19 protein-coding genes, 2 tRNA genes and 1 pseudogene are annotated in these 25501 nt (G+C 70.7%); 6 read left to right on the top strand and 16 right to left on the bottom strand.

Annotated features, from left to right (window positions below; all coding sequences use genetic code 11):
• Positions 1–100: 100 nt before the first annotated feature.
• The 3 genes and pseudogenes from ACIQJT_RS36820 to pgsA form a co-directional block, all read right to left on the bottom strand.
• On the bottom strand, positions 101–1270 hold the full coding sequence (locus tag ACIQJT_RS36820) for a glycosyltransferase family 4 protein (protein ID WP_365461651.1): 1170 nt from the start codon (positions 1268–1270) through the stop codon (positions 101–103).
• Positions 1267–2184: a phosphatidylinositol mannoside acyltransferase gene (locus ACIQJT_RS36815; protein ID WP_402650036.1), complete on the bottom strand. Its 918-nt coding sequence runs from the start codon at positions 2182–2184 to the stop codon at positions 1267–1269. Before ACIQJT_RS36815 ends, ACIQJT_RS36820 begins: the two co-directional genes overlap by 4 nt.
• Before the next feature lie 206 nt (positions 2185–2390).
• Positions 2391–3081: pseudogene (gene pgsA, locus ACIQJT_RS36810) on the bottom strand (phosphatidylinositol phosphate synthase); the annotation flags it as partial.
• A gap of 215 nt (positions 3082–3296) precedes the next feature.
• Here pgsA and ACIQJT_RS36805 point away from each other — a divergent pair.
• Complete coding sequence (locus ACIQJT_RS36805) at positions 3297–5495, top strand: elongation factor G-like protein EF-G2 (protein WP_402650097.1); 2199 nt, start codon at positions 3297–3299, stop codon at positions 5493–5495.
• 206 nt (positions 5496–5701) lie between these two features.
• Positions 5702–7366 (top strand): hypothetical protein, encoded by a 1665-nt coding sequence (locus tag ACIQJT_RS36800; protein ID WP_365461655.1) that lies wholly within the window; start codon positions 5702–5704, stop codon positions 7364–7366.
• Positions 7367–7507: 141 nt separating this feature from the next.
• Here ACIQJT_RS36800 and ACIQJT_RS36795 read toward each other — a convergent pair whose 3' ends face one another.
• Complete coding sequence (locus tag ACIQJT_RS36795; RefSeq protein ID WP_402650035.1) at positions 7508–8068, bottom strand: HIT family protein; 561 nt, start codon at positions 8066–8068, stop codon at positions 7508–7510.
• A gap of 286 nt (positions 8069–8354) precedes the next feature.
• On the opposite strand from ACIQJT_RS36795, the gene ACIQJT_RS36790 reads away from it, so the two are divergent.
• Entirely contained in the window at positions 8355–9011 is a 657-nt protein-coding gene (locus ACIQJT_RS36790; RefSeq protein ID WP_402650096.1) for a potassium channel family protein, read from the top strand.
• Positions 9012–9038: 27 nt separating this feature from the next.
• On the opposite strand, the gene thrS is transcribed toward ACIQJT_RS36790, so the two are convergent.
• The 3 genes from thrS to ACIQJT_RS36775 form a co-directional block, all read right to left on the bottom strand.
• Positions 9039–11015 carry a threonine--tRNA ligase gene (thrS, locus tag ACIQJT_RS36785; RefSeq protein ID WP_402650034.1) on the bottom strand — a complete coding sequence of 659 codons (1977 nt, stop codon included), beginning with the start codon at positions 11013–11015 and terminating at the stop codon, positions 9039–9041.
• A 90-nt stretch (positions 11016–11105) separates the two neighbouring features.
• A complete protein-coding gene (locus ACIQJT_RS36780) occupies positions 11106–12332 on the bottom strand; it encodes a hypothetical protein (protein ID WP_402650033.1) in 1227 nt (408 codons plus the stop codon).
• Positions 12329–12895: a DUF4365 domain-containing protein gene (locus ACIQJT_RS36775; protein WP_402650032.1), complete on the bottom strand. Its 567-nt coding sequence runs from the start codon at positions 12893–12895 to the stop codon at positions 12329–12331. The genes ACIQJT_RS36780 and ACIQJT_RS36775 overlap by 4 nt, the downstream gene beginning before the upstream one ends.
• A 190-nt stretch (positions 12896–13085) precedes the next feature.
• Here ACIQJT_RS36775 and ACIQJT_RS36770 point away from each other — a divergent pair, with 190 nt between their 5' ends.
• Positions 13086–13811, top strand: coding sequence for a 3'-5' exonuclease (locus ACIQJT_RS36770; RefSeq protein WP_365461665.1), 726 nt, complete (start codon positions 13086–13088; stop codon positions 13809–13811).
• 47 nt (positions 13812–13858) lie between these two features.
• Here ACIQJT_RS36770 and ACIQJT_RS36765 read toward each other — a convergent pair.
• A tRNA-Val gene (locus tag ACIQJT_RS36765) sits at positions 13859–13930 on the bottom strand.
• A 39-nt stretch (positions 13931–13969) separates the two neighbouring features.
• Positions 13970–14416 (bottom strand): SRPBCC family protein, encoded by a 447-nt coding sequence (locus ACIQJT_RS36760; RefSeq protein WP_402650031.1) that lies wholly within the window; start codon positions 14414–14416, stop codon positions 13970–13972.
• An 83-nt stretch (positions 14417–14499) separates the two neighbouring features.
• Between ACIQJT_RS36760 and ACIQJT_RS36755 the strand changes: the two genes are divergently transcribed.
• Complete coding sequence (locus ACIQJT_RS36755; protein ID WP_402650030.1) at positions 14500–16881, top strand: SCO7613 C-terminal domain-containing membrane protein; 2382 nt, start codon at positions 14500–14502, stop codon at positions 16879–16881.
• 70 nt (positions 16882–16951) lie between these two features.
• Here the strand turns inward: ACIQJT_RS36755 and ACIQJT_RS36750 are convergent, their stop codons facing one another.
• The 7 genes from ACIQJT_RS36750 to ACIQJT_RS36720 all read right to left on the bottom strand — a co-directional run bounded on the left by ACIQJT_RS36750 (position 16952) and on the right by ACIQJT_RS36720 (position 24712).
• Positions 16952–19690, bottom strand: a complete 2739-nt coding sequence (locus ACIQJT_RS36750; protein ID WP_402650029.1) for a Tat pathway signal sequence domain protein — start codon at positions 19688–19690, stop codon at positions 16952–16954.
• 95 nt (positions 19691–19785) lie between these two features.
• Positions 19786–20379 (bottom strand): hypothetical protein, encoded by a 594-nt coding sequence (locus tag ACIQJT_RS36745; RefSeq protein WP_402650028.1) that lies wholly within the window; start codon positions 20377–20379, stop codon positions 19786–19788.
• 10 nt (positions 20380–20389) lie between these two features.
• Positions 20390–21262 (bottom strand): carbohydrate ABC transporter permease, encoded by an 873-nt coding sequence (locus tag ACIQJT_RS36740; protein WP_365461675.1) that lies wholly within the window; start codon positions 21260–21262, stop codon positions 20390–20392.
• Positions 21259–22215: a carbohydrate ABC transporter permease gene (locus ACIQJT_RS36735; protein ID WP_402650027.1), complete on the bottom strand. Its 957-nt coding sequence runs from the start codon at positions 22213–22215 to the stop codon at positions 21259–21261. The genes ACIQJT_RS36740 and ACIQJT_RS36735 overlap by 4 nt, the downstream gene beginning before the upstream one ends.
• 14 nt (positions 22216–22229) lie before the next feature.
• Positions 22230–23519 (bottom strand): extracellular solute-binding protein, encoded by a 1290-nt coding sequence (locus tag ACIQJT_RS36730; RefSeq protein WP_402650026.1) that lies wholly within the window; start codon positions 23517–23519, stop codon positions 22230–22232.
• 385 nt (positions 23520–23904) lie between these two features.
• Positions 23905–23976, bottom strand: a tRNA-Val gene (locus tag ACIQJT_RS36725).
• A 274-nt stretch (positions 23977–24250) separates the two neighbouring features.
• Positions 24251–24712 carry a TIGR02611 family protein gene (locus ACIQJT_RS36720; protein WP_402650025.1) on the bottom strand — a complete coding sequence of 154 codons (462 nt, stop codon included), beginning with the start codon at positions 24710–24712 and terminating at the stop codon, positions 24251–24253.
• 191 nt (positions 24713–24903) lie between these two features.
• Between ACIQJT_RS36720 and ACIQJT_RS36715 the strand changes: the two genes are divergently transcribed.
• A complete protein-coding gene (locus ACIQJT_RS36715; protein ID WP_004002642.1) occupies positions 24904–25317 on the top strand; it encodes an SsgA family sporulation/cell division regulator in 414 nt (137 codons plus the stop codon).
• The last annotated feature ends 184 nt before the right edge of the window (positions 25318–25501 follow it).

Genomic DNA, 25501 nt, shown 5'->3' with positions numbered 1-25501 from the left:
GGGTGCCGCCGGCACCGGTCAGCAGGGCCGGCGGTTCGCCGTAGGGGGCCGGGCGGCCCGGCGTGCAGACACCGCCCGCGATTCGCACCCGCGCCGGAGATCAGTCCCGAGCCAACCCCAACCGCGCCCGCAGTCCCGGCCCCCGCTCGTCGTCCGCAGCGGCCACCGCCGCCGCTCCCGCCGTCACGGTCTCGTAGACCGACAGGATGTCCGCCCCGACGGTCGACCAGTCGAACCGGCGGACGTGCGAGCTGCCACGATCCCGCAGTTCGGCCAGCCTCTTCGGGTCGCCGAGCAGCCGTACCGCGGCCTCCGCCAGCGCGTCGGCGTCCTCGTTGGCAAAGAGTTCGCCCGCCGCGCCCTGGTCCAGGACCTGGGCGAAGGCGTCCAGGTCCGACGCCAGCACCGGGGCGCCCGCCGACATGGCCTCGACGAGGATGATCCCGAAGCTCTCGCCGCCGGTGTTGGGGGCGACGTACAGGTCGACGCTGCGCAGGAAGCGGGCCTTGTCCTCGTCGCTGACCATGCCGAGGAACTCCACGCGCGCGCGCAGCTCCTCGGGGAGCGACTCCACCGCCTCCTCCTCGTCACCGCGCCCGGCGACCAGCAACCGGGTCTGCGGGCGCTCGGCGAGGATCTTCGGCAGGGCTCTCATCAGGACCGGCAGACCCTTGCGGGGCTCGTCGATGCGGCCCATGAAGCCGATCGTGTCGCCCTGCCACTCGGGCTTCGGCTCGGCCTTGGCGAAGAAGTCGACGTCGACGCCGTTGGGGATCACCACCGCGTCCCCGCCGAGATGTTCGACGAGCGTACGGCGGGCGTACTCGCTGACGGCGATCCGGGCGCTGATCTTCTCCAGGGCGGCCTGGAGGATGGAGTACGCGGCGACCATGACCCGGGAGCGCGGGTTCGAGGTGTGGAAGGTGGCGACGATCGGGCCCTGCGCGATCCAGCAGGTCAGCAGTCCGAGCGACGGCGAGGACGGCTCATGGATGTGGACCACGTCGAACTCGCCGTCGTGCAACCAGCGACGCACCCGTGCCGCCGACAGGAAGCCGAAGCTGAGGCGGGCCACCGAGCCGTTGTACGGCACCGGGACCGCGCGGCCGGCCGAGACGACGTACGGCGGCAGCGGGGTGTCGTCGTCGGCGGGGGCGAGGACGGACACCTCGTGGCCGAGGCGGATGAAGTACTCGGCGAGGTCGCGGATGTGGAACTGGACGCCGCCCGGCACGTCCCAGGAGTACGGGCAGACGATGCCGATCCTCACGGGCGGGCCCCGTCCGACGGCCGGGGTTCCAGGTCCTTCAGCCACAAACGCTGGAGCATGTGCCAGTCCTCCGGATGGTCGGCGATCCCGGTGGCGAAGGCATCGGCCAGCGCCTGTGCCATGACAGACGTCTTTTCGGCCCGCGTACCTGTCTCGGGCACCTCGACCGGGGGGTGCACCCTGCCCTGCATGACGGGCGAGTCGTCGTACCAGAGTGTCACCGGCAGCAGCAGCGCGCCCGTCTGCTGGGCCAGCAGGGCCGGGCCCGCGGGGATGCGGGTCGCCTCACCGAAGAACCGCACCTCGACGCCGGAGGACGACAGGTCCCGCTCGGCGACCAGGCAGACCAGGCCGCCGTCGCGCAGCCGCCGGGCCAGGGTGCCGAAGGCGGTGCCGCCGCTGTGCGGGAGGACCTCCATGCCGAGGCCCTCGCGGTAGGCGACGAAGCGGTCGTACAGGGTCTCCGGCTTGAGCCGTTCGGCGACCGTGGTGAACGGCGTCTCCAGCGCGGTGGTGACCCAGGCGCCGGCGAGGTCCCAGTTGGCCATGTGGGGCAGCGCGAGGATGACGCCCTTGCCCGCGGCGAGCCCGTCGGTGAGGTGGTGCAGGCCCTTGGGGTCGAAACCGCTCCTGATGCGGTCCTTGCTCCACGCGGGCAGCCGGAAGGACTCCATCCAGTAGCGCAGGTACGACCGCATGCCCGCGCGTGAGAGCTCGGCGAGGCGCTCCGGGCTCGCGTCGGGCACCACGCGCGCGTAGTTGCTCTCCAGACGGAGGACGCCCTTGCCGCGCTGCTTCCAGGCCAGGTCGGCGATGCTCCGGCCGAGGCGCACGGCGACCGGCTCGGGAAGCTTCTTGACCACGCCCCAGCCGAGGCCGTACAGGGAGTCCGTCAGCCGCTCCTGGGCGCTCACTTCGCGGCCTCGCTCCCCTGCTGCCGGGACTGCTCCCCGGCGACATCCGGTCCGGTCGCATCCGGTCCGGCCACGTCCGAGCCGGTCACGTCCGAGCCGACGCCACCCGGCGCCGTCCCGTTCGATGCCGCCACACCCGATGCCGCCCCATCCGACGCGGCGCCGCCGGGCGCCGCGGTGCCCGCCCCGGCGCCCGGCTCCCCCGGGGCCTCCTCGGCCTCCGCCGACTCCCGGCGGACCGTGACGACCCGCTGGATCAGCGTGACCAGGCTGCCGACGGCGACGACCCACAGGGCGATCGGCAGCAAGTACTGGATGCCGGGCACACCGAACTTGTGCAGGCCCGCGAGCCCGGCCGCGACCAGCGAGATCACCAGGCGTTCGGCACGCTCCACCAGGCCGTTGACGGCGACCGGCAGTCCGATCGACTCGCCACGGGCCTTGGTGTACGACACCACCTGGCCGCTGGCCAGGCAGAAGATGGAGACCGCGCACAGGGCGATGTCGTCACCGCCACCGGCGTACCAGAGGGCGAAACCGCCGAAGATCGCTCCGTCGGCGACCCGGTCGAGCGTGGAGTCCAGGAAGGCGCCCCAGCGGCTGGAACGGCCGAGCTGGCGGGCCATGTTGCCGTCGACGAGGTCGGAGAACACGAACAGCGTGATCACGACCGTGCCCCAGAAGAACTCCCCCATGGGGTAGAAGACCAGCGCGCCCGCGACCACTCCGGCGGTGCCCAGGAGCGTGACCGTGTCGGGGCTGACGCCCCTTCTGATCAGAAACGAGGCGAACGGAGTGAGAACACGCGTGAAGAATGCACGCGCGTACTTGTTCAGCATGGCCTTCCCGACGGTCGGTGTGGCCGGCTCGGCCCCTGCTGGCCACCGGCTGGCCCATCGTAGCCACGCACGCGCGTGGGCGACGGCCGGGCACCCGGAGCCCGTGTCACGGGCCCGCCGCTTCCTGGTCACGGCGCGATCGCGTCCGTCGTATGGACGCACCGTGACGGGAGTGGAAAGCTCGAAGGACCGCGGGCGTCACCGGAGCCGCACCGCACGCGGGTCCGCATGTCCGCGCCCACAGAGACCTCACCGTGCACGGGAGGCAAGGCCATGGGCGACAAGGCGAACGCACACCCCGGAGCCGCCGGCAGGGCAACAGCGGCCGACCACCCCGCGTCCGTACGGAATGTGGTGCTGGTCGGCCACTCCGGATCGGGCAAGACGACACTGGTGGAAGCTCTCGCGCTCACCGCGGGGGCAGTGAACCGGGCGGGCCGCGTGGAGGACGGCGGCACCGTCTCGGACTACGACGAGATCGAGCACCGGCAGCAGCGCTCGGTACAGCTCTCCCTGGTGCCCGTCGAATGGGACGGGTACAAGATCAACCTTCTGGACACCCCCGGATACGCCGACTTCGTCGGGGAACTCAGGGCCGGTCTGCGCGCGGCGGACGCGGCCCTTTTCGTCGTCTCGGCCTCGGACGGCGTGGACGGCTCCACGCGCATGGTGTGGGAGGAGTGCGCGGCCGTCGGGATGCCCCGGGCCATCGTCATCACGCATCTGGAGGCCGCGCGGGCGGACTTCGAGGAGATGACACGGATCTGCGCGGAGGCCTTCGGCGGCGACGACCCGGACGCCGTGCTCCCGCTCTACCTCCCGCTGCGCGGCCCGCAGGGGCCCGACGGGCACGCGCCCGTGACCGGGCTGACCGGGCTGCTGTCGCAGAAGCTGTTCGACTACTCGTCCGGGGAGCGCAAGGAGTCCGAGCCGGGCGAGGACCTGCTGCCGGGGATCGAGGAGGCCCGCAACCGGCTCATCGAGGGGATCATCTCGGAGAGCGAGGACGAGACCCTCATGGACCGCTACCTGGGCGGCGAGGAGATCGACTTCAAGACGCTCGTGGAGGACCTGGAGCGGGCCGTCGCGCGCGGGGTGTTCCATCCGGTCCTGGCCGCCGCCCCCGCGGCCGAGGGCGCCCGGCAGGGGCTCGGCACGGTCGAACTGCTGGAGCTCATCACCGGCGGCTTCCCGACACCGTTCGAGCACCCGACACCGGGCGTCACGACCATCGACGGCAAACCGCGTGAGATCAAGGCGTGCGACACCGACGGGCCGCTGGTCGCGGAGGTCGTGAAGACGGCGTCGGACCCGTACGTCGGCCGGATCTCGCTGGTACGGGTCTTCTCCGGGACCCTGCGCCCCGACGAGACGGTCCATGTCTCCGGGCACGGGCTCGCCGACCGCGGGCACGAGGACCACGACGTCGACGAGCGCATCGGCGCCCTGTCCGCGCCCTTCGGCAAGCAGCAGCGCCAGCTCTCGCACTGCATCGCGGGCGACCTCGCGTGCGTGGCGAAGCTGAGCCGCGCCGAGACCGGCGACACCCTCTCGGCCAAGGACGACCCGCTGCTCATGGAGCCGTGGGAGATGCCCGACCCGCTGCTGCCGCTCGCCATCCAGGCGCACAGCAAGGCGGACGAGGACAAGCTCTCCCAGGGCCTCGCCCGGCTGGTCGCCGAGGACCCCACCATGCGGCTCGAACAGAACCAGGACACCCACCAGGTCGTCCTGTGGTGCCTGGGCGAGGCGCACGCCGACGTCGCCCTCGAACGCCTGCGCAGCCGCTACGGCGTGCAGGTGGACGTCGTACCGCACCGGGTGCCCCTGCGGGAGACCTTCGCCGCCAAGTCGGCCGGGCGCGGGCGGCACGTGAAGCAGTCCGGCGGGCACGGGCAGTACGCCATCTGCGAGATCGAGGTGGAGCCGCTGCCCGGCGGCTCGGGCATCGAGTTCGTGGACAAGGTCGTCGGCGGCGCGGTGCCCCGGCAGTTCATCCCGTCCGTCGAGAAGGGCGTACGGGCGCAGGCCGCCAAGGGGGTCGCCACCGGCCACCCGCTCATCGACGTGCGGGTGACGCTGCTGGACGGCAAGGCGCACTCCGTGGACTCCTCGGACGCGGCGTTCCAGACAGCCGGGGCGCTGGCCCTCAGGGAGGCCGCGGCCGACGCGAAAATCCATCTGCTGGAGCCGGTCGCCGAGGTGTCCGTGCTGGTCGGCGACGACTACGTGGGCGTCGTGATGAGCGACCTGTCCGGGCGGCGCGGCCGGGTGCTCGGCACCGAGCAGACCAACGGCGGGCGCACGCTCGTCAAGGCCGAGGTGCCCGAGATCGAGATCGGGCGGTACGCCGTCGACCTCAGGTCCCTGTCGCACGGCACCGCGCGTTTCAGCCGTTCCTACGCGCGGCACGAACCCATGCCGCCGCAGATCGCCGAGAGGATCCGTGAAGAGGCACGCGTCGCCTCGTAGTTGGGTTCGGGTGCCGCACAAGTGGCGTTCGGGGCCCCACGGGTGACGTTCATGGAACGCTCCCTTCCGAATCGGCGGGCGGCTTCGGCCGTCCGCCGATTAATGTCAGTGCGTACGGATACGCTGATGACCTGATCAACAGGTGTGCGAAGCACGGAAGTCGGGAAGGCCGCAGTGGGTGAGTCCGGCGGCGATCGGGGGCGGGAATGACCGTTGACGGCGGTTACGCGGACATCTTCGGTCCGCAGGTGCCGCGCACGGGCGACGAGGCGCAGACGGCGACGTTCGCGCTGGCCTCGGCGGCCTATCGGGACAATCCGGTGGAGGAGATCCTCAAGGCCAACAACGAATGGCACCAGTCGGCCGTCAAGGGCGGCCGCAAGTGGGCGAAGATCTTCCGCCCCAACCTGGGCGAGGCGTTCTCCACGGCGGTGATCACCCGCATGCTCGGCGCGGGCCGCAAGCCGCTCATCCAGTCCTTCGGCGCCGAGCCGCAGGTCGTGGTCGAGCACTGTCTCGCGGCGAACAACATCCGCCGGGACCGGGACAACTGGCTGACCGCCGTCATGGTGCTGTGCGGGGTGCTCTTCCTGCCGGGGCTCCTGGTCTGGTTGCTGGTCTTCACACTGCGCACCAACATCGCCAGGCGCGAGGACAACAAGCAGGCGGGCGCGTTCGCCACCGCGCTGCTCGTCGCGATGGGCGCGCTGGCCGTGCTCTTCCTGCTCAAGATGCCGTTCGCCGGTTTCTGGGGCTGGTACGCACGCGCGTGCGTGGTGCTGCCCGTGGTCGGCTGGTTCTGGGCCAAGCAGATCTGCGAGCGCACCGCGCGGGATCTCCGGGAGCGCTGGGCCAGCCTCCTGGCCGGCAGCAGCGTGGGCGCCAAGGTGCCCGAGGCGGTGCCGAGCAACCCGGGCGAGACCGCGGCCGAGCAACTGCGCCAGTCCCTGGCCACGCTCAGCGCCGAGCAGCAGTCCAACTCGGTCTTCTACGCCGGCCCCAAGGGCATACTCGGCATGGGCACCCGGTGGGGCAGCTGGCAGCTCGCCGAGGACCTGGTGTCCGCCGACCCCACCCGGGAGATCCACCCCTTCCGCAGCTGGGACGTCATCCGCTCCATCCACGACCAGCTGCGCATGCTGGAACGCAACACGATCAACACCGGCGGCTTCCCGAAGCCGTCCATACGCCACTGGGTCGTCACCCCGATCGCGGAGGGCGCGAAGGAGGTCTCCCGGCCCGGCGGCACGGACGTGGACGCGTACCAGGTCAAGATGCACGCGATACAGGACATCTGCAACAAGCAGCAGTTCGGCGGCGGTGACCGGCACTACCTGGGCGTGCAGTGGACGCTGTGGGAGGGGCAGCTCGTCATCACCATGCTGATCACGGTGACCGTGCTGCACGAGACGCTGCGCATCGAGGTCACCGGGCACGCGCTCGGACCGGTGCACGGACTGTTCACCTCGAAGCCCGCGGCCAAGGAGAAGGAGGTCGCCAAGCAGGTCAGGTTCTGGGAGACCAAGAAGATCAAGCTCCCGCTGGTCGACGCGGACGAGGTGGTCCGCCTCGCCGCCCGGGCGCCCCTGACCTGGTACCCGCCGCTGCTCAACTATCTCGGCGGCTCGCTCGCCCTCCCGGAGCCGTTCGGTCTGCGGCACGCCTGGGCGGACAAGCCGTGGCGGCACCGCTTCATGGCCGACGACGCGCTGCGCGCCGCGACCCCGGTGCTGCGGGTCGTGCACTCCGCGGCGATCCGGGTGCTCCAGGAGAACGGCGTGGACACCGAGAAGTTCGGCACGCGCGCGGGCTTCCTGAGCACGCAGGTCCAGGACGTGTCGCCGCGCAAGGCGGACGTCTACGACGCGTAGGCCTCCGGCGGTTCGGCCGGGTTGACGCGTCAGGTGGGTCTGGGTGCCGGCCCTGGGGGCTGCGCCCCCAGACCCCCCTTCGGCCTGGCGGCCTCGTCCTCAAACGCCGGACGGGCTGAAATATGCCGGAGCCGGCCGGGATCAATCCGTCGGCCAGGCATCCGCCAGCATCTTGCGGGTGTCGCCGAGGAGCTGCGGCAGCACCTTCGTGTGGCCGACGACCGGCATGAAGTTCGTGTCGCCGCCCCAGCGCGGGACGATGTGCTGGTGCAGGTGGGCGGCGATGCCGGCGCCGGCGACCGTCCCCTGGTTCATGCCGATGTTGAAGCCGTGCGCCCCGGAGGCCGTCCGCAGGGCCGTCATCGCCTGCTTGGTCAGCGCCGCGAGCTCCGCGGTCTCCGGCTCGGTCAGGTCGGTGTAGTCGGCCACGTGACGGTAGGGCACCACCATCAGGTGGCCGCCGGTGTACGGGTAGAGGTTGAGCACCGCGTACACCAGCCGGCCGCGCCGGACGATCAGGCCGTCCTCGTCGGACTTGGCCGGAATGGAGCAGAAGGGGCAGCCGTCGTCGGCACCCGGGCCGGTCGGCTTGTTCTCGCCCTGGATGTAGGCCATCCGGTGGGGTGTCCACAGACGCTGGAACGCGTCCTGCGTCCCCACTCCCAACTGCTGCTCCGGCTCACTCGTCATGCAAAGCAGCATATGGCTTCGCCCGTTCGCGCCGTGTCGGCGGGGTTGTACGAAAAGCGGCCCGGGTCAAGCTGGGCGGGTGGACGACGACAGAGGCACCCACCCCGACAACGGGCACGGAACAGGCGGCGACAGCGCCCGCTCGGTCCACGGCACGGGGGGTCACGAGGATCACGGCACGCGGGGTAGCGAGGATCACGGCACGGCGGGACACGCGGACGACGACGGCGGCGGCACGGACGAACCCGGGGCCCACGGCACAGCCGCTCACCGAAGGCGCCGGAGTCACCGCACCAGCGTGCCGCAGCCGCCCCGCCGAGCACGCTGGGAGCATGGCACCGAGATCCCCCTCGCCGTCGCCTCCCTGGCCTTCCTCGCCGCCTACGCGGTGCGGGTCCTGGCCCGCGGGCTCCCGGACGCCGTGCTCGACCTCTGCCTGGCGGTGACGCTGGCCGCCTGGGCGCTGTTCGCCGTCGACTACGCCGTGCGCTGGCGGCTCAGCGGACAAGGGCTGCGCTTCGTACGGACGCATGTGCTGGACACCGTGGTCCTGCTCCTGCCGCTGCTGCGCCCGCTGAGGGTCGTGAAGCTGTACGAGGCCGTGCAGCGCCGCCACGGCCGTCCCCGGCTCGTCCTGCACGCGCGTGTGATCGTGTACGCCGGTCTGTCGGCCCTCCTGCTGGGCTTCACCGGTGCCCTCGCCGTCTACCAGCAGGAACACGACGTACCCGGTGCGACCATCCGCACCTTTGGGGACGCGGTCTGGTGGACCTGCGCCACGCTCTCCACGGTCGGCTACGGCGATGTCGTCCCGGTGACCTCGCTCGGGCGTCTGATCGCGGTCGCTGTGATGGTCGTCGGGCTGGCCCTGCTCGGCGCGGTGACCGGCACCTTCGCCTCCTGGCTGCTCCAGGTGTTCGCCCGGGAGGACGACGAAGGGCCCCCGGGAAGCTGAACTCCCGGAGGCCCCGCCGTACGGGCGTCAGACCTGCGCCCGCTCCTCCACGACCTTCACGATCTTCGCGATGGCCTCGTCGAAGGGGATGCCGTTCTCCTGCGAGCCGTCGCGGTAGCGGAAGGAGACCGAGCCGCCCGCCATGTCCTCGTCGCCCGCGATGACCATGAAGGGCACCTTCTGCTTCTGGGCGTTGCGGATCTTCTTCTGCATCCGGTCCGAGGAGGAGTCCACCTCGACCCGCAGCCCCTGCTTCTTTGCCGCGGCCGCGAACTTCTCCAGGTACTCGACGTGCGCGTCGCCGATCGGGATGCCGACGGCCTGGACCGGGGCCAGCCACGCCGGGAAGGCGCCCGCGTAGTGCTCCAGGAGCACCGCGAAGAACCGCTCGATCGAGCCGAACAGCGCGCGGTGGATCATGACCGGGCGCTGCTTGGAGCCGTCGGGCGAGGTGTACTCCAACTCGAAGCGCTCCGGCAGGTTGAAGTCGAGCTGGATCGTCGACATCTGCCAGGTGCGGCCGATCGCGTCCTTGGTCTGGACGGAGATCTTCGGGCCGTAGAAGGCGGCGCCGCCCGGGTCCGGGACCAGGGGCAGCCCCTGCTTCTCGGCGACCTGGCGCAGCGTCTCGGTGGCCTCCTCCCAGACCTCGTCGGAGCCGACGAACTTCTCCGGGTCCTTGGTGGACAGCTCCAGGTAGAAGTCGGTCAGGCCGTAGTCGCGCAGCAGGCCGAGGACGAAGGTGAGCGTCTTGTCGAGCTCCTCCGACATCTGCTCACGGGTGCAGTAGATGTGCGCGTCGTCCTGCGTGAAGCCACGCGCACGCGTGAGGCCGTGCACCACACCCGACTTCTCGTACCGGTACACGGTCCCGAACTCGAAGAGGCGCAGCGGCAGTTCGCGGTAGGAGCGGCCGCGCGCGTCGAAGATCAGGTTGTGCATCGGGCAGTTCATGGGCTTGAGGTAGTAGTCCACGCCCTCGTCGAGCTGCATGGGCGGGTACATGCCGTCGGCGTACCAGTCCAGGTGCCCGGACTGCTCGAAGAGCTTCCCCTTGGTCGCGTGCGGGGTGTAGACGAACTCGTAGCCCTCCTCCTCGTGACGGCGGCGCGAGTAGTCCTCCATCACGCGGCGGATGATGCCGCCCTTGGGGTGGAAGACGGCGAGGCCGGAGCCGATCTGCTCCGGGATGGAGAACAGGTCGAGCTCGGAGCCGAGCTTGCGGTGGTCGCGCTTCTCGGCCTCGGCGAGGAAGTCGAGGTGCGCCTTCAGCTCGTCCTTGGTCGGCCAGGCGGTGCCGTAGATGCGCTGGAGCATCGGGTTCTTCTCGCTGCCGCGCCAGTAGGCGGCGGCGTTGCGCATCAGCTTGAAGGCCGGGATCGCGCGGGTCGACGGCAGGTGCGGACCGCGGCAGAGGTCCTTCCAGCACAGGTCGCCGGTCTTGGCGTCGAGGTTGTCGTAGATCGTCAGCTCGCCGGAGCCGACCTCGACGTCCGCGCCGTCGTCCGAGGAGGCCGAGCCCTTGAGGCCGATCAGTTCGAGCTTGTACGGCTCGTCGGCGAGCTCCGCACGGGCCGCCTCGTCGGTCACCACGCGGCGGGAGAACTTCTGCCCGCGCTTCTGGATCTCCTGCATCTTCTTCTCGATGGCCTTGAGATCCTCGGGCGTGAACGGCTTCTCGACGTCGAAGTCGTAGTAGAAGCCGTCCTTGACCGGCGGGCCGATGCCGAGCTTGGCCTCCGGGAAGAGCTCCTGGACGGCCTGCGCCATCACGTGCGCGGTGGAGTGGCGCAGGATGTTGAGACCGTCCTCGGAGGAGATCTCGACGCCCTCGACCGCGTCGCCCTCGGACAGGACGTACGCGAGGTCCTTGAGCTCGCCTCCCACGCGCGCGGCGACGATCGAGCGCTCGCCGGCGAAGAGCTCGGCGGCCGTAGTGCCCGTCGTCACCACGCGCTCTTCCCGCTCGGAATCGCGTTGGATGATCACACGGACGTCTGACACCGGTCTCTCCTGACTGAAGGTGGGTGCGGCGCCATACCGGGAGCGCGCGCAATAGGGGATCGTACCGACCCGGCCCCCACCTCCGCGAAATCAGTCCCGGTCTCCGTCCCCTCCGCAGGTCTCCTCGAAGAAGTCGGGATTCTCCTGGAGGGACTTCGTCAGCCGGTCCCGCTCGGCCTCGTCGACCTGCACGGGCACGACGCCCGTGGCTCCCGTGAGCCTGCGGAAGCCTCCGCGGCTCTCCAGCCTGCCGTGCACCCGCACCGGCAGTCCGACCAGGTGGGCGTGGCCGGCGACGCGGTACGCCTCCTCGTCCAGGGTGAGCCGCAGGTGCGGTACCTCGGCGCCGGCGATCACCCGCAGCCGGACCGACCCGTCCCCGCGCGGCCCCGACCTGCGCATCCGCACCACCGTGCCGGTGATCCGAACGGCGACGGAGGGCTCCTGGCGCAGGAAGCGGGCCCCGGCCTCGCGCAGCACGGGCAGGTCGCCGGGCGAGAACTCGACGGCCTCGGTGGAGGCCGCGCACCCTTCGGGGACCCCGGCCGCGGGCGCCCACTCGACGGCGACACGGGCGCCCTCCGTGCCGCGTACCAGGGCGATCAGCGCCTCGGTGAGCTCCCGGCTGACGCCCGCTTCCACGGCCCCGTCGAAGGCGTCCATGCCGCCGGTGGCCCGCTGGTAGTCGATGGCCTCGCGGCCGGCGCAGAGCGCCTGGTGGAGGCGGACGGCGAGCGGGCGGGCGGTGCCGACGGGCACGAAGGCGGTGAGCCGGCGGCCACCGGCGGCGGAGCCGACCAGGACGGTGTCGAGGGACGCGGCAGCCGTACGGCGGTAGCGGGCGCCGTAGTAGCCGGCACGGGCGCGTGTGGCGAGCGCGCCGGCGAGCAGCATGTGGCGGGCCGCGGCGCGCAGTTGCTCCTCGACGGTCCACGGCGTGGCGTCGGCGGGGCCGGCCGGGACGTCCCGCCACCAGCGGATCTCGTCGCTGGGCACGGCGAGGGCGACGAGCACCTCGCGCGCGGACGGCGTGCCGCTGCGGGAGAGGGCGACGAGGGCGTCGCCGAGCAGGTCCTCGCTGTCGGGGAAGGCGCGGCTCTCGGGCACGAGCAGGCTGGTGCCGCCGCCGCCCGGTCCGGGCGGGGTCCAGCGGCCGTAGCGTCCGGGGGCGCCGCCGCGCCGCTGCCAGCCGTGCCGGTGCAGCAGGGCGCTCAGGACGGCGGGGTCGACCTGGTCGGGGCTCGGCGGGCGGTGCCAGTGGGCCTCCGGGTGGGGGCGCACGGCGCGCAGCGGCTCCTCCAGCGGGCGGTGGGTCATGGTCTGCCTCCCGTCCCGACCCGCGTCATGATCTCGCACAGGGCCCGGTCGTCGAAGATGCGGTTGGTGGGGATCCGCACGGTGGTCCGGGTCCGGCCGGTGACGGGGTGACCGGCCAGGTTGACCCAGTAGCAGCAGTGTCTGAGGTCCAGACGGTCGTGGCCGGCGCGCAGCCAGTCGTCCTGGCTTCTGGGCACGAGCATGACCACCAGGATCTTGTGCACGGACACCGGGGTGCGGGCGAGTTTGCGCAGGTGGTCGTTGTCGAGGGTGAAGGAGAAGAAGCGCCCGGCCGGGTTGGGGGCCACCTGGTAGGTGCACTTGAGCTGCACCTTGATGGTGACCTCGTCGTCGACGGTGTGTCCGGGCGAGCCGTGGCTGACGTGCCAGTCGATGCCGTTGTCCGGGAAGGGCTGCGACAACGAGCAGCCGGCCGCCGCGGCGACCGCGTGCAGATAACCCACCTGCAGTGTCTCCATGCAGGCGGTGGTGGCGAGCGTGCCGCGAAGGGGGCCCGTGCGTTCGGGCAGCAGCCCGCCCCGCTCGGGCTGCGCTATCGCCATGACCAACAGCCTTCCAAGCCAAGTGACATGCCCGCACACGGGCCACAGGAATCGCACACCGGGCCGCTGAACTGCAAAGACCCGCACTCCTGTTGTGTCCTTCCGGCGTACGTCGCAAACAGCCCGGGTATCACCAAACGGGCAGAAGACGGTGCGTCAGACTGCCGTGGGTGAACGAGGGGTTGAAGCTATGACGTGCTGGTACGAGGGGCCCCTGGCCGCTTTCGACACCGAGACCACCGGCGTGGACATCGAGACCGACCGGATCGTGTCGGCCGCTGTCGTCGTGCAGGACGCGGCGGGCACCCGGCCACGGGTGAGCCGGTGGCTGGTCAACCCGGGTGTGCCGGTGCCCGCGGGGGCGACCGCGGTGCACGGGCTGACCGACGAGCATCTCCAGCGCAACGGCCGCTGGCCGGCGCCGGTGATGTTCGAGATAGCCGAGACGCTGGCGGAGCAGGCGGCCGCGGGCCGTCCGCTGGTCGTGATGAACGCGCCGTTCGATCTGACCGTCCTGGACCGGGAGTTGCGCCGCCACCGCGCCTCGTCGCTGGACCGCTGGCTGGGCTCGTCACCGCTGCTGGTGCTGGATCCGCGGGTCCTCGACAAGCACCTGGACCGCTACCGCAAGGGCCGCCGCACCCTCACGGATCTGTGCGAGCACTACGGCGTCACGCTGGACGGCGCGCACGACGCCGCCGCCGACGCCCAGGCAGCGCTGGATGTCGTACGGGCGATCGGGCGCCGTTTCGCCGCCCGGCTGGAGCGGCTGGAGCCGACGGAGCTGCACAGCCTCCAGGCGGTGTGGCACGCGGCCCAGGCGCGGGGCCTGCAGGCATGGTTCGCGCGCAGCGGCTCGGAGGAGTCGGTGGACCCGGCGTGGCCGCTGCGTCCGGACCTGCCGGCGGCGGCGTAGGAGAGCATGAAAAAAGCCGGCCCGTCTGAGACGGACCGGCTTCCCGGTGGGCGATACTGGGTTCGAACCAGTGACCTCTTCGGTGTGAACGAAGCGCTCTCCCACTGAGCTAATCGCCCGGGAACGCACTGAACAATACAGGTCCCCGCGGCCTTCCTTCAAACCGCTTCCAGGTGGGCGGCCAGCCCGCGCCGTCCGGCGTGCATCATCCACCGGTGGTTGAGGAGGAAGACCGGCCGTCCGGGCACGGCGAAGCGCCTCAGCAGGGGTTTGTTCACCTCGGTGAACTGCTCGTAGTGGGCGAGGCTGCCGTCGCCGTCGGCTGTGATCGTCCAGCGCGCCCAGCCGTCGAGATCACCGTCCATCGCGATCTCCAGCACCCCGGCCGCCGGGTCCCGCCGCACCTCGCGGGCGGTGAAGACCAGGTCGTACGGCAGCACGGCGCGAATCGTGATCACCCCGCTGGTGCCGTCCAGCCGCCGCACCTCGCGCACCTGGGGCCACCAGCGCGGATACTCCTCGGCGCGCTCCAGCGCGTCGTAGACGACGGCGGGCTTCGCAGGCAGGGACCACAGACTGCGGAAGCGGTATCGGGTCCAGTCCATGGGGAGAGTCTGGCATCGGATCCGAGTAGGTTCTGAGTACGTGTACTCATGTCGTGCCGCGTGACCCAGCCCACACTTCAGGCATGACGCACATCCCGCCCCCGGCCGAGGAGCTGCGGCTCATCGACGCCGAGCTGTGGCAACTCGACGCCCGCCGCAGCCAGTTGCTGGCCCGCCGCGCCTGGTTGGTCGCCGCTCTCCAGCCGCAGTGGCAGGCGCCGCAGCAGTCCGGCCCCAAGCCTTCCTCGCCCCCTCGCCCGGAGGCGAGCGCACCGAGCGTGCAGAACGTCCTCCTGGTCCTCGGCGGTGTCCTGCTCACCGTCGCGGCGATGGTGTTCACGCTGGTCAGCTGGGGCCACCTGGGGATCGTCGGCCGGTCCCTGGTGCTCGGCGCGGTCACGGCGGCCGTGCTCGCCGCGCCGCTCCCGCTGCTGAGGCGCGGGCTGCGCTCGACGGCCGAGTCGGTGGCGGGCCTGGGCCTGGCCCTGACCGTCCTGGACGCGGTCGCGCTGCACGGGGCCGTGTTCCCGCGGTCCCCGGGGGCGCCGTACACCGCGGTCGCCTCGGCCCTGCTGGCGGGGCTCTGGGCGGCGTACGGCCTCCTGCCGCGCACCGCCGAGCTGCGTCTGCCCCGCCCCGCCGCCCTGGTCGCGGCCCAACTCCCGCTGTTCTTCTGGGCGGTGGCGGCCGACGCGGGCTCGTACGGGCTCACGGCCGCGCTTCTGGTGACGGCCGGGGCGGACACGCTCCTGGCCCTCCGGATGACGTCCGCGTCCCTGTGCGTGGTCGCCGCGACCGGCGCGTACGGAACGGGTGCCTGGGGCGTCCTGGCCGCTGGCTGGCTGACCTGGTCGGCCTCCGGCCCGAGCGCCGCCGCCCGTGCGGCGGCGCTCCTTCTCCTGGCGAGCGCGATCGCGCTGACCGCCGGGTGGCGGGGCGGCCGTGAGGCGACCCGCGCGCCCGGCGAGGAGCAGTCCCGCGGTCTCGCCCTCACCGCCGGCCTGCTCGCGGTGGCCGCCCTCGGCGGGGTGGCCCGGTCCGCGCTGCCCGGGGTGTGGACGGTCCCGGTCCATCTGGCCCTCGGCATCGCCCTGTTGGCGGCGCTGCGGCCGGCCCGGCTGCCGGAGACGGTCCGGCGGGGTCTGCTGTGGGCGTCCGGTGCGGTGCAGGCGCTGTCCCTCCTGTGGACGCTGCCCGTCGTCGGCGTGGTCGTGCTGGGGCCGCTCTCCTGGGCCTCGCAGGCGTGGACCGGCGCCCCGCCGGACGCCCGCGCCGCGGTCACGTCCCACCTGACCTGGCCGCCGTACTCCGAGACGGTCCCGCTGATCCTTGTGGTCCTGGCGGGCGTCCTCGCTCTGGCCGTGCGCGACACGACCTGGCGCACGAGGGCACTGACCACCGCCCTCGGCCTGGCCTGGGCGGCGTTCCTCACCGTCCCGGCGGTGCTGGAACTCCCCTACTTCCTCGGCCTGTTGATCCAGGGAGCGGCGACCGCGGGAGTCCTGGCGTCGGCCGTCCTGCTGTCCAGGCCCGTCGCTCTCGTCCCGGCGCTCGTGGCCTCCGTGAGCCTCGCCTTCGTCTCGCTCGCCACCAGGCCGGCGACCCTCACCGTGCTGTGCGCCCTGGTCGTGCTGTTCGCCGCGGCCTCCTGGCGTGCCGCCCCCGTCACGGCGCCCACCGCCCTCGGGTACGCCGCCGCCCTCGCCTGTGCGACGGGTGCCGCCGCGGACTGGTCGGCCCCGCACACGGCTCTGCTCGTCCTGACGGTCCCGGCGGCCGCTGCCCTGCTGGCCTGGCGGCTCACCGACTCCCCCGCGCGCCTCCCGATCGAGCTGGCCGGAGCCACGACCGCGCTCCTGGCGGTCGCCCTGACCGTCACCGACCTCCCGACGCTCGCCCTGGTCCTGGCCCTGTGCGCGGTGATCACCGCGGGCACGGCGATCCGCAAGGACCGCCGCCTCCTCGGCTACGCGGCAACCGCCCTGTTCGTCCTGGCGACCTGGGTCCGCCTGGCGGCCTGGGAGATCGACATCCCCGAGGCGTACACAGTCCCGGTCACGATCCCGGCCCTGCTCGTCGGCCACCTCCGCAGGCGGCGCGTCCCGGAGACCTCGTCCTGGACGGCGTACGGCCCGGGTCTGGCCGCCACTCTCCTGCCGAGCCTGGTCATGGCCTGGGACGACCCCGACTGGACCCGCCCGCTGCTCCTGGGCCTGGCGGCGCTGTCCCTCACCCTGATGGGCGGCGGCCACAGCCTCCAGGCCCCCTTGGTCCTGGGCGGCTCGGTCCTGACCCTGGACGCCCTCCACGAACTGGCCCCGTACATAGTCCAGGTGGCGGACGCCCTCCCCCGCTGGGTACCTCTGGCGCTGGCAGGCCTCCTGCTCCTCGCGCTGGGAGCGTCGTACGAGCGACGCATCAGAGATGTCCGAAGGATGCGGGACTTCCTGGGAAGCCTGCACTGACCTCACCCAGGAGCGTGGGGAACTGCGCGGCCGGCCACGACGGACGCGCAGTTCCCCACCACCTCGACCCCTACGAAGGCATCCTGTCCCCGAGCAACGCCAGGTTCTCGATGGCGGCAAGCCCGTACAGCGCGGTGTCGTTGGTCGACACCCAGGCCGCCTCACTGCCCGCCACCAACGCCACGGGCCCGCTCAACGCCTCCGTCTTCCAGGGCGCCGACTCCTTGTACCCGTCGGAGTTGTAGAACTTGTCCCAGGCGCGGGCGGCGAGCTTCGCGTCCCCGGTCTTGACGGCCGCGTACGCGTCGAGCCGCGAGTGTCCCTGGAACAGCAGCAGCGAACCGAAGTTGGACCCGTAGCGCGCCGCCTGCTCCGCCTTGGTGGCGTTGAAGTAGCGGCAGTAGTCGAAGTACGCCTCGTTGAACTTCGGCATGTCGACGAGGTCGATGAGCTCGGCGCACAGCTCGTTGAGACCGAAGACGGCGGACAGGTGGGACACCGACACCGCTGGAGCGGCGGCCACGGCGAACCTGCCCGTGTCGAGGTCGTACAGCCCACTGCCCTGCACGAACCCGTTCGGCTGGGCGGCGATGCCCTCCATGGTCGACAGGACGCGTGCCCTGGCCTTCTCCCACTTGGGGCCCTTGCGCTCCCACTCGGTCAGCCAGGCCGAGACCAGCCCGCTCCAGTCCGTGCCGAAGCCGACGGACAGGGCGTGCCGGTCGGGCGTGTACGGGTCGGTGCGTACCTTGCGCAGCGGATCGAGCAAGAGGAACGTCTCGTCGGAGTCGACGTTGGCGTGCATGAGGTCGCCGACCCGCTCGTCCGCGGTGAGGAAGTAGTAGTAGCGGCGGTACGTCGTGTTGGCGATGCGCTGCTGCTTGGCGCTGTCGGCGTAGTGCTGGACACCGTGCCGGGTGCCGAGTCCGGCCCACTTGCCGAGATGGTAGACGTCGACCTCGCCGGTGTGCCGGGTCATGGACTCGGCGAACCGGAAGATGTCCGCGCGCCCCGACCTGAGGTACGCGAACCACAGCCAGAGGTCGGGTGAGAGCTCGGAGTTGTCCCAGGCGTAGCCGCCGATGTCGTACCGCCACTGGTGCCGGACGGTGTCGTAGGTGTGCATGATGTCGCCGTGGTCCCAGAAGCCGTACCAACGGCGCTGCTCCACCTGGTCCTTGTAGTAGGTGAACAGGAAGTCGAGGTGGTCCTCGATCTTCGCCTTGGCCGGGGTGGAGCGGTCCGGCTCGGAGTAGAGGCCCGGCCCGAACACCTTCGCCTTGATGAGCTGCCCGGGCGGGGCGGCGAGCTGCGGCAGCACTCTCACGGCCTCGACCTGTCGGGCCAGGGTCTCCGGGGACGGCGTCGACTCGTTGGCCCAGAAGAGGAGTTCCGAGGTACGGGCGATGCCGTAGGGCGTGCCGAACTCCGGCTCGTAGTCCTCGTAGGTGATGTTGAGACCTTCGAGCTGTTCGGCGAAGGTGTCCTGGCCCATGCCGTCGTGGTAGAAGCGCAGGTCCATGGGCTGTGCCTCGGGCGACCAGAGCCAGAGGGTGACCTCGGCCTCGTCGGTGTGGGCGTCGCGGATGTCGAGCTGGGAGGGGTGGCGCTCCCAGAAGTCCCGCAGCCCGAAGGAGAATCCGCCGCTCGCGCCGCCGACGTATCCGAAGCCGGAGGCCCGCCGGCCGCCGCCGGCACCGATCCAGCCGTGCCCCTTCTTGGTGCGCTTGCGCACGGTGAAGCCGTCCGCGGAGAGCTGGGAGAGCGTGTAGTCGCCCCATTCGGGGATGTACTGGAGCCGGGTGGTGACCCGCTGGTCCCAGGTGGACGGGTCGGGCAGCTTCCGGCCCGCGTACTGGGCCTCCTGCACGGCGATGCCGGGGTCGCGGCGCAGTCCGGTGATGCCCTTGACGGCCTCCCGCAGCAGGCCGGTGCCCTCGCCGCCGAGGCGGACGTGGCGGTCGTAGGACTGGTCGCGCATCGGCACGTCGAAGCGGACGCCGAGGCCGCGGATGAAGTCGCCGCTCGCCTTGCCGGGCTCCTGGGTGCCGTCGTAGGTGATGGTGTGCACCATGCGGAAGGAGTCGGCACCCGCGTAGAAGTAGAGGCGGATCGAGAACGGCAGCCAGCTCCGGTTGCCCTTGCGGTGCTTGCCGTCGATCTTGACGACCGCACGGACCGGGCCGGACTGCTCGACGGTGACCGTGGAGACGGCTCCCTCGAAGCGCTCGGTCTTGACCGTGCCCTGGTCCTCGTCCTCGATCTCGGGCTGGCGGATCAGCACGAGCCGCCCGTTCCTTGCGATCTCGGTCGACCCGCGGGTGACCGACTTGACGAGGGTGGCGCCGGATTTCCCGATCTTCGCGGTGATGACACCGGTGGAGACGGTGATCGTGCCGCCTCCCTGGTCGACGGTGACCTTCTTGTCGGGTACGGCGGCCTCGCCGGCGGTCAGCGACAGCTTGCCGTTGCCCGAACTGACCGCGTGAGCCGTCCACTTGAGTGAGCCGTCCGGCCAGTAGGCGATCGGCCAGGACTGGACGGGCACGGCCTTGCCCTCGGCGTCCGTGACCGCGAACTTCTGGTCCTCCCGGTAGACGCCCTTGGGCCAGGGGACACCGACGGTGGAGCCGGGTGCGGCACCGAGACCGCCGTCCTCCAGCCAGTCCAGGGTCACGGGCGAGTCGTCGGCCTCGGCGGCTGTGGGCGCGGCCTGCGCGTCCTTGGCTCCCAGCGCCCAGCTGAACTGGGCGGCGGCACCGGCGACGGCGGCCGCCTTGAGGATGGACCTGCGGGGGATGGGGGACATGGCCATTCCTTTCCGTGGAAGAGGCTGGTCAGGGGCATGACAGGGAGAGGTGCGACGCGGAGGCGCCGACCCCGTGATGACAAGGGCACCGCTCGTCAGCGGCGCCGGTGGCGTTCCTCCACGGCCACCGCCGCCGCCGCGACGGCCCCGAGGACCGGGACCGCCAGCGGCGCGACGAACCCCGCGGACAGGGCGACGACGGCCAGGCCCGCGACGATCAGGAAGGACCCGGCGGGATCGCGCAGGGTCCGGCGTACGGCGTCGGCGAGCAGCGCGCGCCAGGAGGCGCCCGGTGCCCAGACCGCCGCCGCCCGCAGCCCGGCCACCACGAGACCGATCAGTGCGAACAGTCCGACGGCCCCGGCCAGCGGACCGCCGGGGACCCCGGCCCGCGCGGCCTGGACGTCCACCCACACCACGGCCGCCGCGGCCCACCCGGCGACCCCGACGAGCCACCCGCGGCGCACGGCCGTACGGAAGTCCGCCACGAACTCCCGCAGACCGCCGCCCTCGTGGCTCATACGCCGGCGCACGTGCCGGGCGCCGGCGGCGAAGGCCGCGGGGCAGGTGACCACGCCGAGACAGCCCACCGCGATCCACACACCGGTCAGCAGGGTCTCGGCGAACAGGGCGAAGCGCTCGCCGCCGAACACGGACGCCTTACGGGCCTTCACACGTGCTTGCGCCACGCTGACCGCCTCACTTCAGTCCGGAGGTCGCCATACCGTCGATCAGATACCGCTGGAAGGCCATGAAGAAGGCGATGACGGGCACCAGCGCCACCAGTGACATCGCGATCATGCTGCCGTAGTTGGAGATGCCCTCCTGGTCGCGGAACATCATCAGGCCGAGCGAGACGGTGTACTTGGAGGGGGTGTTGAGGTAGATCAACGGGCCCATGAAGTCGTTCCACGCGTTGATGAAGGTGAAGATCGCGCTGGTGATGAGGGCGGGACGGCACAGCGGCAGCACGATCGACCAGTAGGTCCTCAGGTGCCCGCAGCCGTCGAGCTTGGCGGCCTCGTCCAGTTCGCGCGGCAGCCCGCGCATGAACTGCACCATCAGGAAGACGAAGAAGGCCTCCGTCGCCAGGAACTTGCCGGCCACGAGCGGCACCAGCGTGTCCACCAGTTCCAGCTTGCGGAACATCACGTACTGCGGGATGAGCAGCACGTGGTACGGCAGCAGCAGGGTGCCGATCATCAGCGTGAACAGCAGGTTCCGCCCGGCGAAGCGGATCTTGGCGAAGGCGTACGCGGTCAGGGAGCTGGAGAGCACGACGCCGGCCACGGCGAGACCCGCGTAGGTCAGCGAGTTCAGGAAGAAGCTGCTGATGGAGATGCCGGAGATGCCGTCGGCGAGGCCGGAGAAGTTCGCCCAGACAGGCTTGGCCGGCAGCAGGTCGATACTGGCGATGATGTCCTTGCTCGGCTTGAACGAGGCGCCGAGCACCCAGATCACCGGGTACAGGATGACCGCGAGGATGACGAGCGCGCCGAGGTGCCAGGCGATCGATCCGAAGCGCCGCCGCTCGTTCGCGGTGCGCGCGACTGGGCTGGTCACGGTGGTCACTTGGCGGCCTCCTCGTAGTGCACCCACTTCTTCTGCGACCAGAACAGGACCGCCGTGACCAGCGCCACCGCGACCACCAGCGACCAGGCCATCGCGGCCGCGAAGCCCATCTGGGCCTCCTTGAAGCCCTTCTGGTAGAGGTAACAGGTGTAGACGAGGGTGGCGTCGGCGGGCCCGCACCGGGTGTCGGAGACGACGTAGGCGGAGCCGAACACCTGGAACGCGTGGATGGACTCCAGCAGCACGTTGAAGAACAGCACCGGGGAGATCATCGGCAGCGTGATGTTCCAGAACCTGCGGAAGGGACCTGCCCCGTCCACCTCGGCGGCCTCGTACAGCTCCCGGGGGACCTGCTTGAGACCGGCCAGGAAGATGACCATCGGCGCCCCGAACTGCCAGATGCTGAGGGCCACCAGGGAGTAGAGCACGTAGTCGGGGTTGCCGATCCAGCCGCCCACGTCGACGCCGAAGATCTTCTGGGTACGGTCCACGATCGCGTCGTCGGAGAACAGCGCCCGCCACACGAAGCCGACGGAGACACTGGCGCCGATGAGCGAGGGCATGTAGAACGCGGCCCGGTACAGGCCCTGGCCGCGGCGGCTCTGCGCGAGCAGCAGGGCGACCCCGAGCGCGAGCAGCAGCTTCAGGGGGGTGGCCACGACGACGTACTTGAGCGTGACCTCCACCGACTTCTGCCAGCGCGGGTCCTGGAACATCGTCGTGAAGTTGTCGAAGCCCACCCACTCGGGCGGGGTGAACAGGTTGTACCGGGTGAACGCGTAGTACAGCGATGCGATCATCGGCCCCGCCGTGAGCAGCAGGAATCCCGCGATCCACGGCGACATGAAGAGATAGCCGGCGAGGTTCTCGCGGCGCCGCCCGCGCCGCCCGGCGGCGGGAGCGGCGGGCCGCTTCCCGGCCGGGCGCACGGGCGCTTCCTTGACGAGCGTCATGGTGGTACGTCCCCTCAGCCCGCGAACGCGGCCTTGGCCTCGCTGAACAGCGACTTGGCGGCATCGGCCGGCTTGGACTTGCCCTGGGCGACCTCACCGCCGAGGCGCAGGAACGCCGCCTCGATGACATCGGCGCCGGACGGGTGCGGGGTGATCTTCCCGAGCACCCCGGCCTTGGCGACCTCGTCCTCGTAGGCCGCGACACCCTTGTTGTTGGGGTCGGTGGGCTTGAACGCGTCGTACTGCTCGGTCGTGGCGAGGATGCCGCGGTCGTAGCCCATGATCTTGCCGACCTCGGGGTCGTGCACCATGAAGGAGATGAACTGCGCCGCCTCCTTGGGGTGCTTGGTCCCGGAGAAGGCGCTCAGCATCAGCGAACCGAGGTACTGGCCGGTGTTCTTGGCGTCCGTGGTGGGGATCGGCGCGAGCCCGTAGTCCGACTCGCCCTCGCCCTCGTAGCGGATGGAGAAGTTGTCCCAGGTGAACTCGGAGGCGGCGAGGCCCGCCGAGAGACCGGACTTGGGCTTGACCTGCTCGATCTTCTTCGGGTCGGCGACGAGCCCGGACTTGACGCGCTTGTAGCCGTCCGTCCACCACTGCGTCAGATCGTCCTCGGTGAAGCCGAGATCGGAGTCCGTGAAGAACGCCTTGCCGTTCTGGCGCAGATACAGGTCGTAGAGGTACATGATGCTGAAGTAGCCGGTGTCACCGGCGATCTTCAGCTTGTCCTGGATCGTCTGGAGCGCGGCGAAGTACTCGTCCCAGGTCCAGCCGAACTTCGCTTCCACGCCCGCCTTCTTGAAGGCCTTCAGGTCGATGACGAGCGACATGGTGTTGGCGCCGACCGGCACGGCGATCTGCTTGCCGTCGACCTGACCGTTCGCCAGAACGCCGTTGCGGAAGTTGTCCAGGCTCAGATTCCCGGCGTCCGCCTGCTGCTTGAGATCCAGCAGAACACCGCGCTTGTCGTACTTGCGCAGGAAACCGACCGCATTCTGGAAAACGTCCGGCGGATTACCACCGGAGGCCTGGGTCTGGAACTTCTCCCAGAACGCCTCGTAGTCGGTGAATTCAGGCTTGATCTTGATCTTCGGGTACTTCTTCTCGAAGAGCGCGATCGTCTTCTTGATGGCGATGGTGCGCGGCTCGCCACCCCACCACGCGTAACGGAGTGTCACGGTCCCGTCTCCGGAACTCCCGCTGCCACCACCACACCCGGTCGTCGCGGCCAGCCCCAGCGTCGCCGCTGTAGCCCCGGCCGCCTTCAGGATGGTTCGCCTCTCGACATTCCTGTTGGTTCCCACAGTCGGGCCCCTCCCCGCAGCGTCGCCGCCTGCATGAATCGTTTCAAGTAAGCGCTTGCTGGCACAAGCTACGGAGGCCCCGGAGGTGCGTCAATGATTCGGACAGGAATTTATCGAGAGTGTGGTGAGAGACCGGCGCGCCTCCAACGGGGGCGCATCCCGGGAGAACTGACGACGCCCCAGGTGAGAGCCGCGTGATCGACCGATCGAACGTCCCACCGGCGGTCGTACGGGATCTGCGGACGGCCGGAAAAGGACGGACGGCGGCGAGGGATCCCGCGGAAGGTCATCCGAAGCGGAACCGACGGCGCACGGGGCGCGCGCTCCGGTCCGCACACATGCCGACGGCCCGTCCGCGAGATCGCGGACGGGCCGTGGGTCCGGGTGGGCGATACTGGGTTCGAACCAGTGACCTCTTCGGTGTGAACGAAGCGCTCTCCCACTGAGCTAATCGCCCGGACGCAGGAAGAACATTACCCCATGTCAGGGGGTTCCCGTGCCATGTCCGCGAGAGGACTCCGGGCGTCGAGCGGGAGCTCAGGACGTTCGGAACCTCTGCGTCACACCGCGGGATGCGACCGCCCGCGAGGCCTCCGCCGGGGCGGGCCGGACACCTGCCCCGACGCCGCAACGACCCCGCCTGCGGCTTCCGGCGCCTTGGTCATGGACCCCTTGCAGGGCGCCACCGCGCCTGTGCCCGGCGACGACAGTCTCGGCACCCTGCCCCGGGCTCACTGGTCCTTGATGTTCCAGGGCATCTCGAAGCCGAACTTCCACAGGTAGACCCCGAGGATCGCGCCGATGATCACCAGGCCGACCGAGGTCAGGATGATGTTGCGCCGGCGCACCTTGGGGTCGAGGGCACGCTGGGCCGCCTCGGTCACCTTCCGCTTGGTCCAGCGGAGCACGAGCTGTGCCCAGACGAACTCGGTCGCCCAGATCGCCATACCGCCGAAGATCACGACCCAGCCGGGTCCCGGCAGCGGCAGCATGATGATCCCGGCGACCACGACCGCGAGGCCGATCACGAAGACCAAGACCTGCCAGCTCAGGTGCAGCAACCGCCGCGACTTGATGAACTCCGGCGCCCTGGACCCGAGCGCCTGCCCGTCCTGCGCCCCGTCCGACTTCTCGCCGATCTGCCCGTCAGGTGCCACGGCGACCTCGCGCGCCTCGTCACTCCCCGTATTCATACAGCCGAACCCTACCGGAGAGAAACCGGTCACCGGAATGGTCGTACCTCCGCAAGGGGTTCTCGGCCGGAAGAGTTACGTAAAGGCACGCAAAACACTCAGAGGGGTTTACAACGGCACCGTAGGTGGCATGTCGATTTCGCCGACGTGCGAATCCCCGAGCGCACACTGAGCGAAAGGCCCTGGCGCTTATGAACACCACGGTCAGCTGCGAGCTGCACCTGCGCCTCGTTGTGTCGAGCGAGTCCTCCCTGCCTGTCCCCGCAGGCCTGCGGTACGACACGGCCGACCCCTACGCCGTGCACGCCACTTTCCACACCGGAGCCGAGGAGACCGTTGAGTGGGTTTTCGCCCGCGACCTCCTCGCGGAGGGCCTCCACCGGCCCACCGGAACCGGCGACGTCCGAGTCTGGCCGTCGCGCAGCCACGGTCAGGGGGTCGTCTGCATCGCCCTGAGCTCCCCGGAGGGAGAAGCACTGCTCGAGGCCCCGGCGCGGGCCCTGGAGTCGTTCCTGAAGCGAACCGATGCCGCTGTGCCCCCGGGCACGGAGCACCGCCACTTCGATCTGGATCAGGAGCTCTCGCACATCCTGGCGGAAAGCTAGGGCGAGGGCGCACGGAGCCGCCCGGCGCCGTCCACTCGGGGAGACGGCTCGGGCAGGTACAACCGCATAGGGAACGACAGGCGCCGTGGGGGGGGGGGGGGGCCCCCCCCCCCCCCCCGGGGGGGGGGCCCGCCCCCCCCACCCCCCCGCCCGGTCCAACGGCCCGCAACGGCGGGCGGCCGCC

The organism is Streptomyces sp. NPDC091972 (assembly GCF_044756385.1).
Classification (GTDB): domain Bacteria; phylum Actinomycetota; class Actinomycetes; order Streptomycetales; family Streptomycetaceae; genus Streptomyces.
This window is presented reverse-complemented; position numbering and strand designations above follow the sequence as displayed.

Coding starts and splice junctions, on each gene's coding strand:
- ACIQJT_RS36750 (WP_402650029.1), bottom strand. CDS start 19,690: ATGTCCCCCATCCCCCGCAGGTCCATCCTCAAGGCGGCCGCCGTCGCC.
- ACIQJT_RS36770 (WP_365461665.1), top strand. CDS start 13,086: ATGACGTGCTGGTACGAGGGGCCCCTGGCCGCTTTCGACACCGAGACC.
- ACIQJT_RS36755 (WP_402650030.1), top strand. CDS start 14,500: ATGACGCACATCCCGCCCCCGGCCGAGGAGCTGCGGCTCATCGACGCC.
- ACIQJT_RS36800 (WP_365461655.1), top strand. CDS start 5,702: ATGACCGTTGACGGCGGTTACGCGGACATCTTCGGTCCGCAGGTGCCG.
- ACIQJT_RS36720 (WP_402650025.1), bottom strand. CDS start 24,712: ATGAATACGGGGAGTGACGAGGCGCGCGAGGTCGCCGTGGCACCTGAC.
- ACIQJT_RS36760 (WP_402650031.1), bottom strand. CDS start 14,416: ATGGACTGGACCCGATACCGCTTCCGCAGTCTGTGGTCCCTGCCTGCG.
- ACIQJT_RS36805 (WP_402650097.1), top strand. CDS start 3,297: ATGGGCGACAAGGCGAACGCACACCCCGGAGCCGCCGGCAGGGCAACA.
- ACIQJT_RS36715 (WP_004002642.1), top strand. CDS start 24,904: ATGAACACCACGGTCAGCTGCGAGCTGCACCTGCGCCTCGTTGTGTCG.
- ACIQJT_RS36735 (WP_402650027.1), bottom strand. CDS start 22,215: ATGACGCTCGTCAAGGAAGCGCCCGTGCGCCCGGCCGGGAAGCGGCCC.
- ACIQJT_RS36795 (WP_402650035.1), bottom strand. CDS start 8,068: ATGCTGCTTTGCATGACGAGTGAGCCGGAGCAGCAGTTGGGAGTGGGG.
- ACIQJT_RS36780 (WP_402650033.1), bottom strand. CDS start 12,332: ATGACCCACCGCCCGCTGGAGGAGCCGCTGCGCGCCGTGCGCCCCCAC.
- ACIQJT_RS36775 (WP_402650032.1), bottom strand. CDS start 12,895: ATGGCGATAGCGCAGCCCGAGCGGGGCGGGCTGCTGCCCGAACGCACG.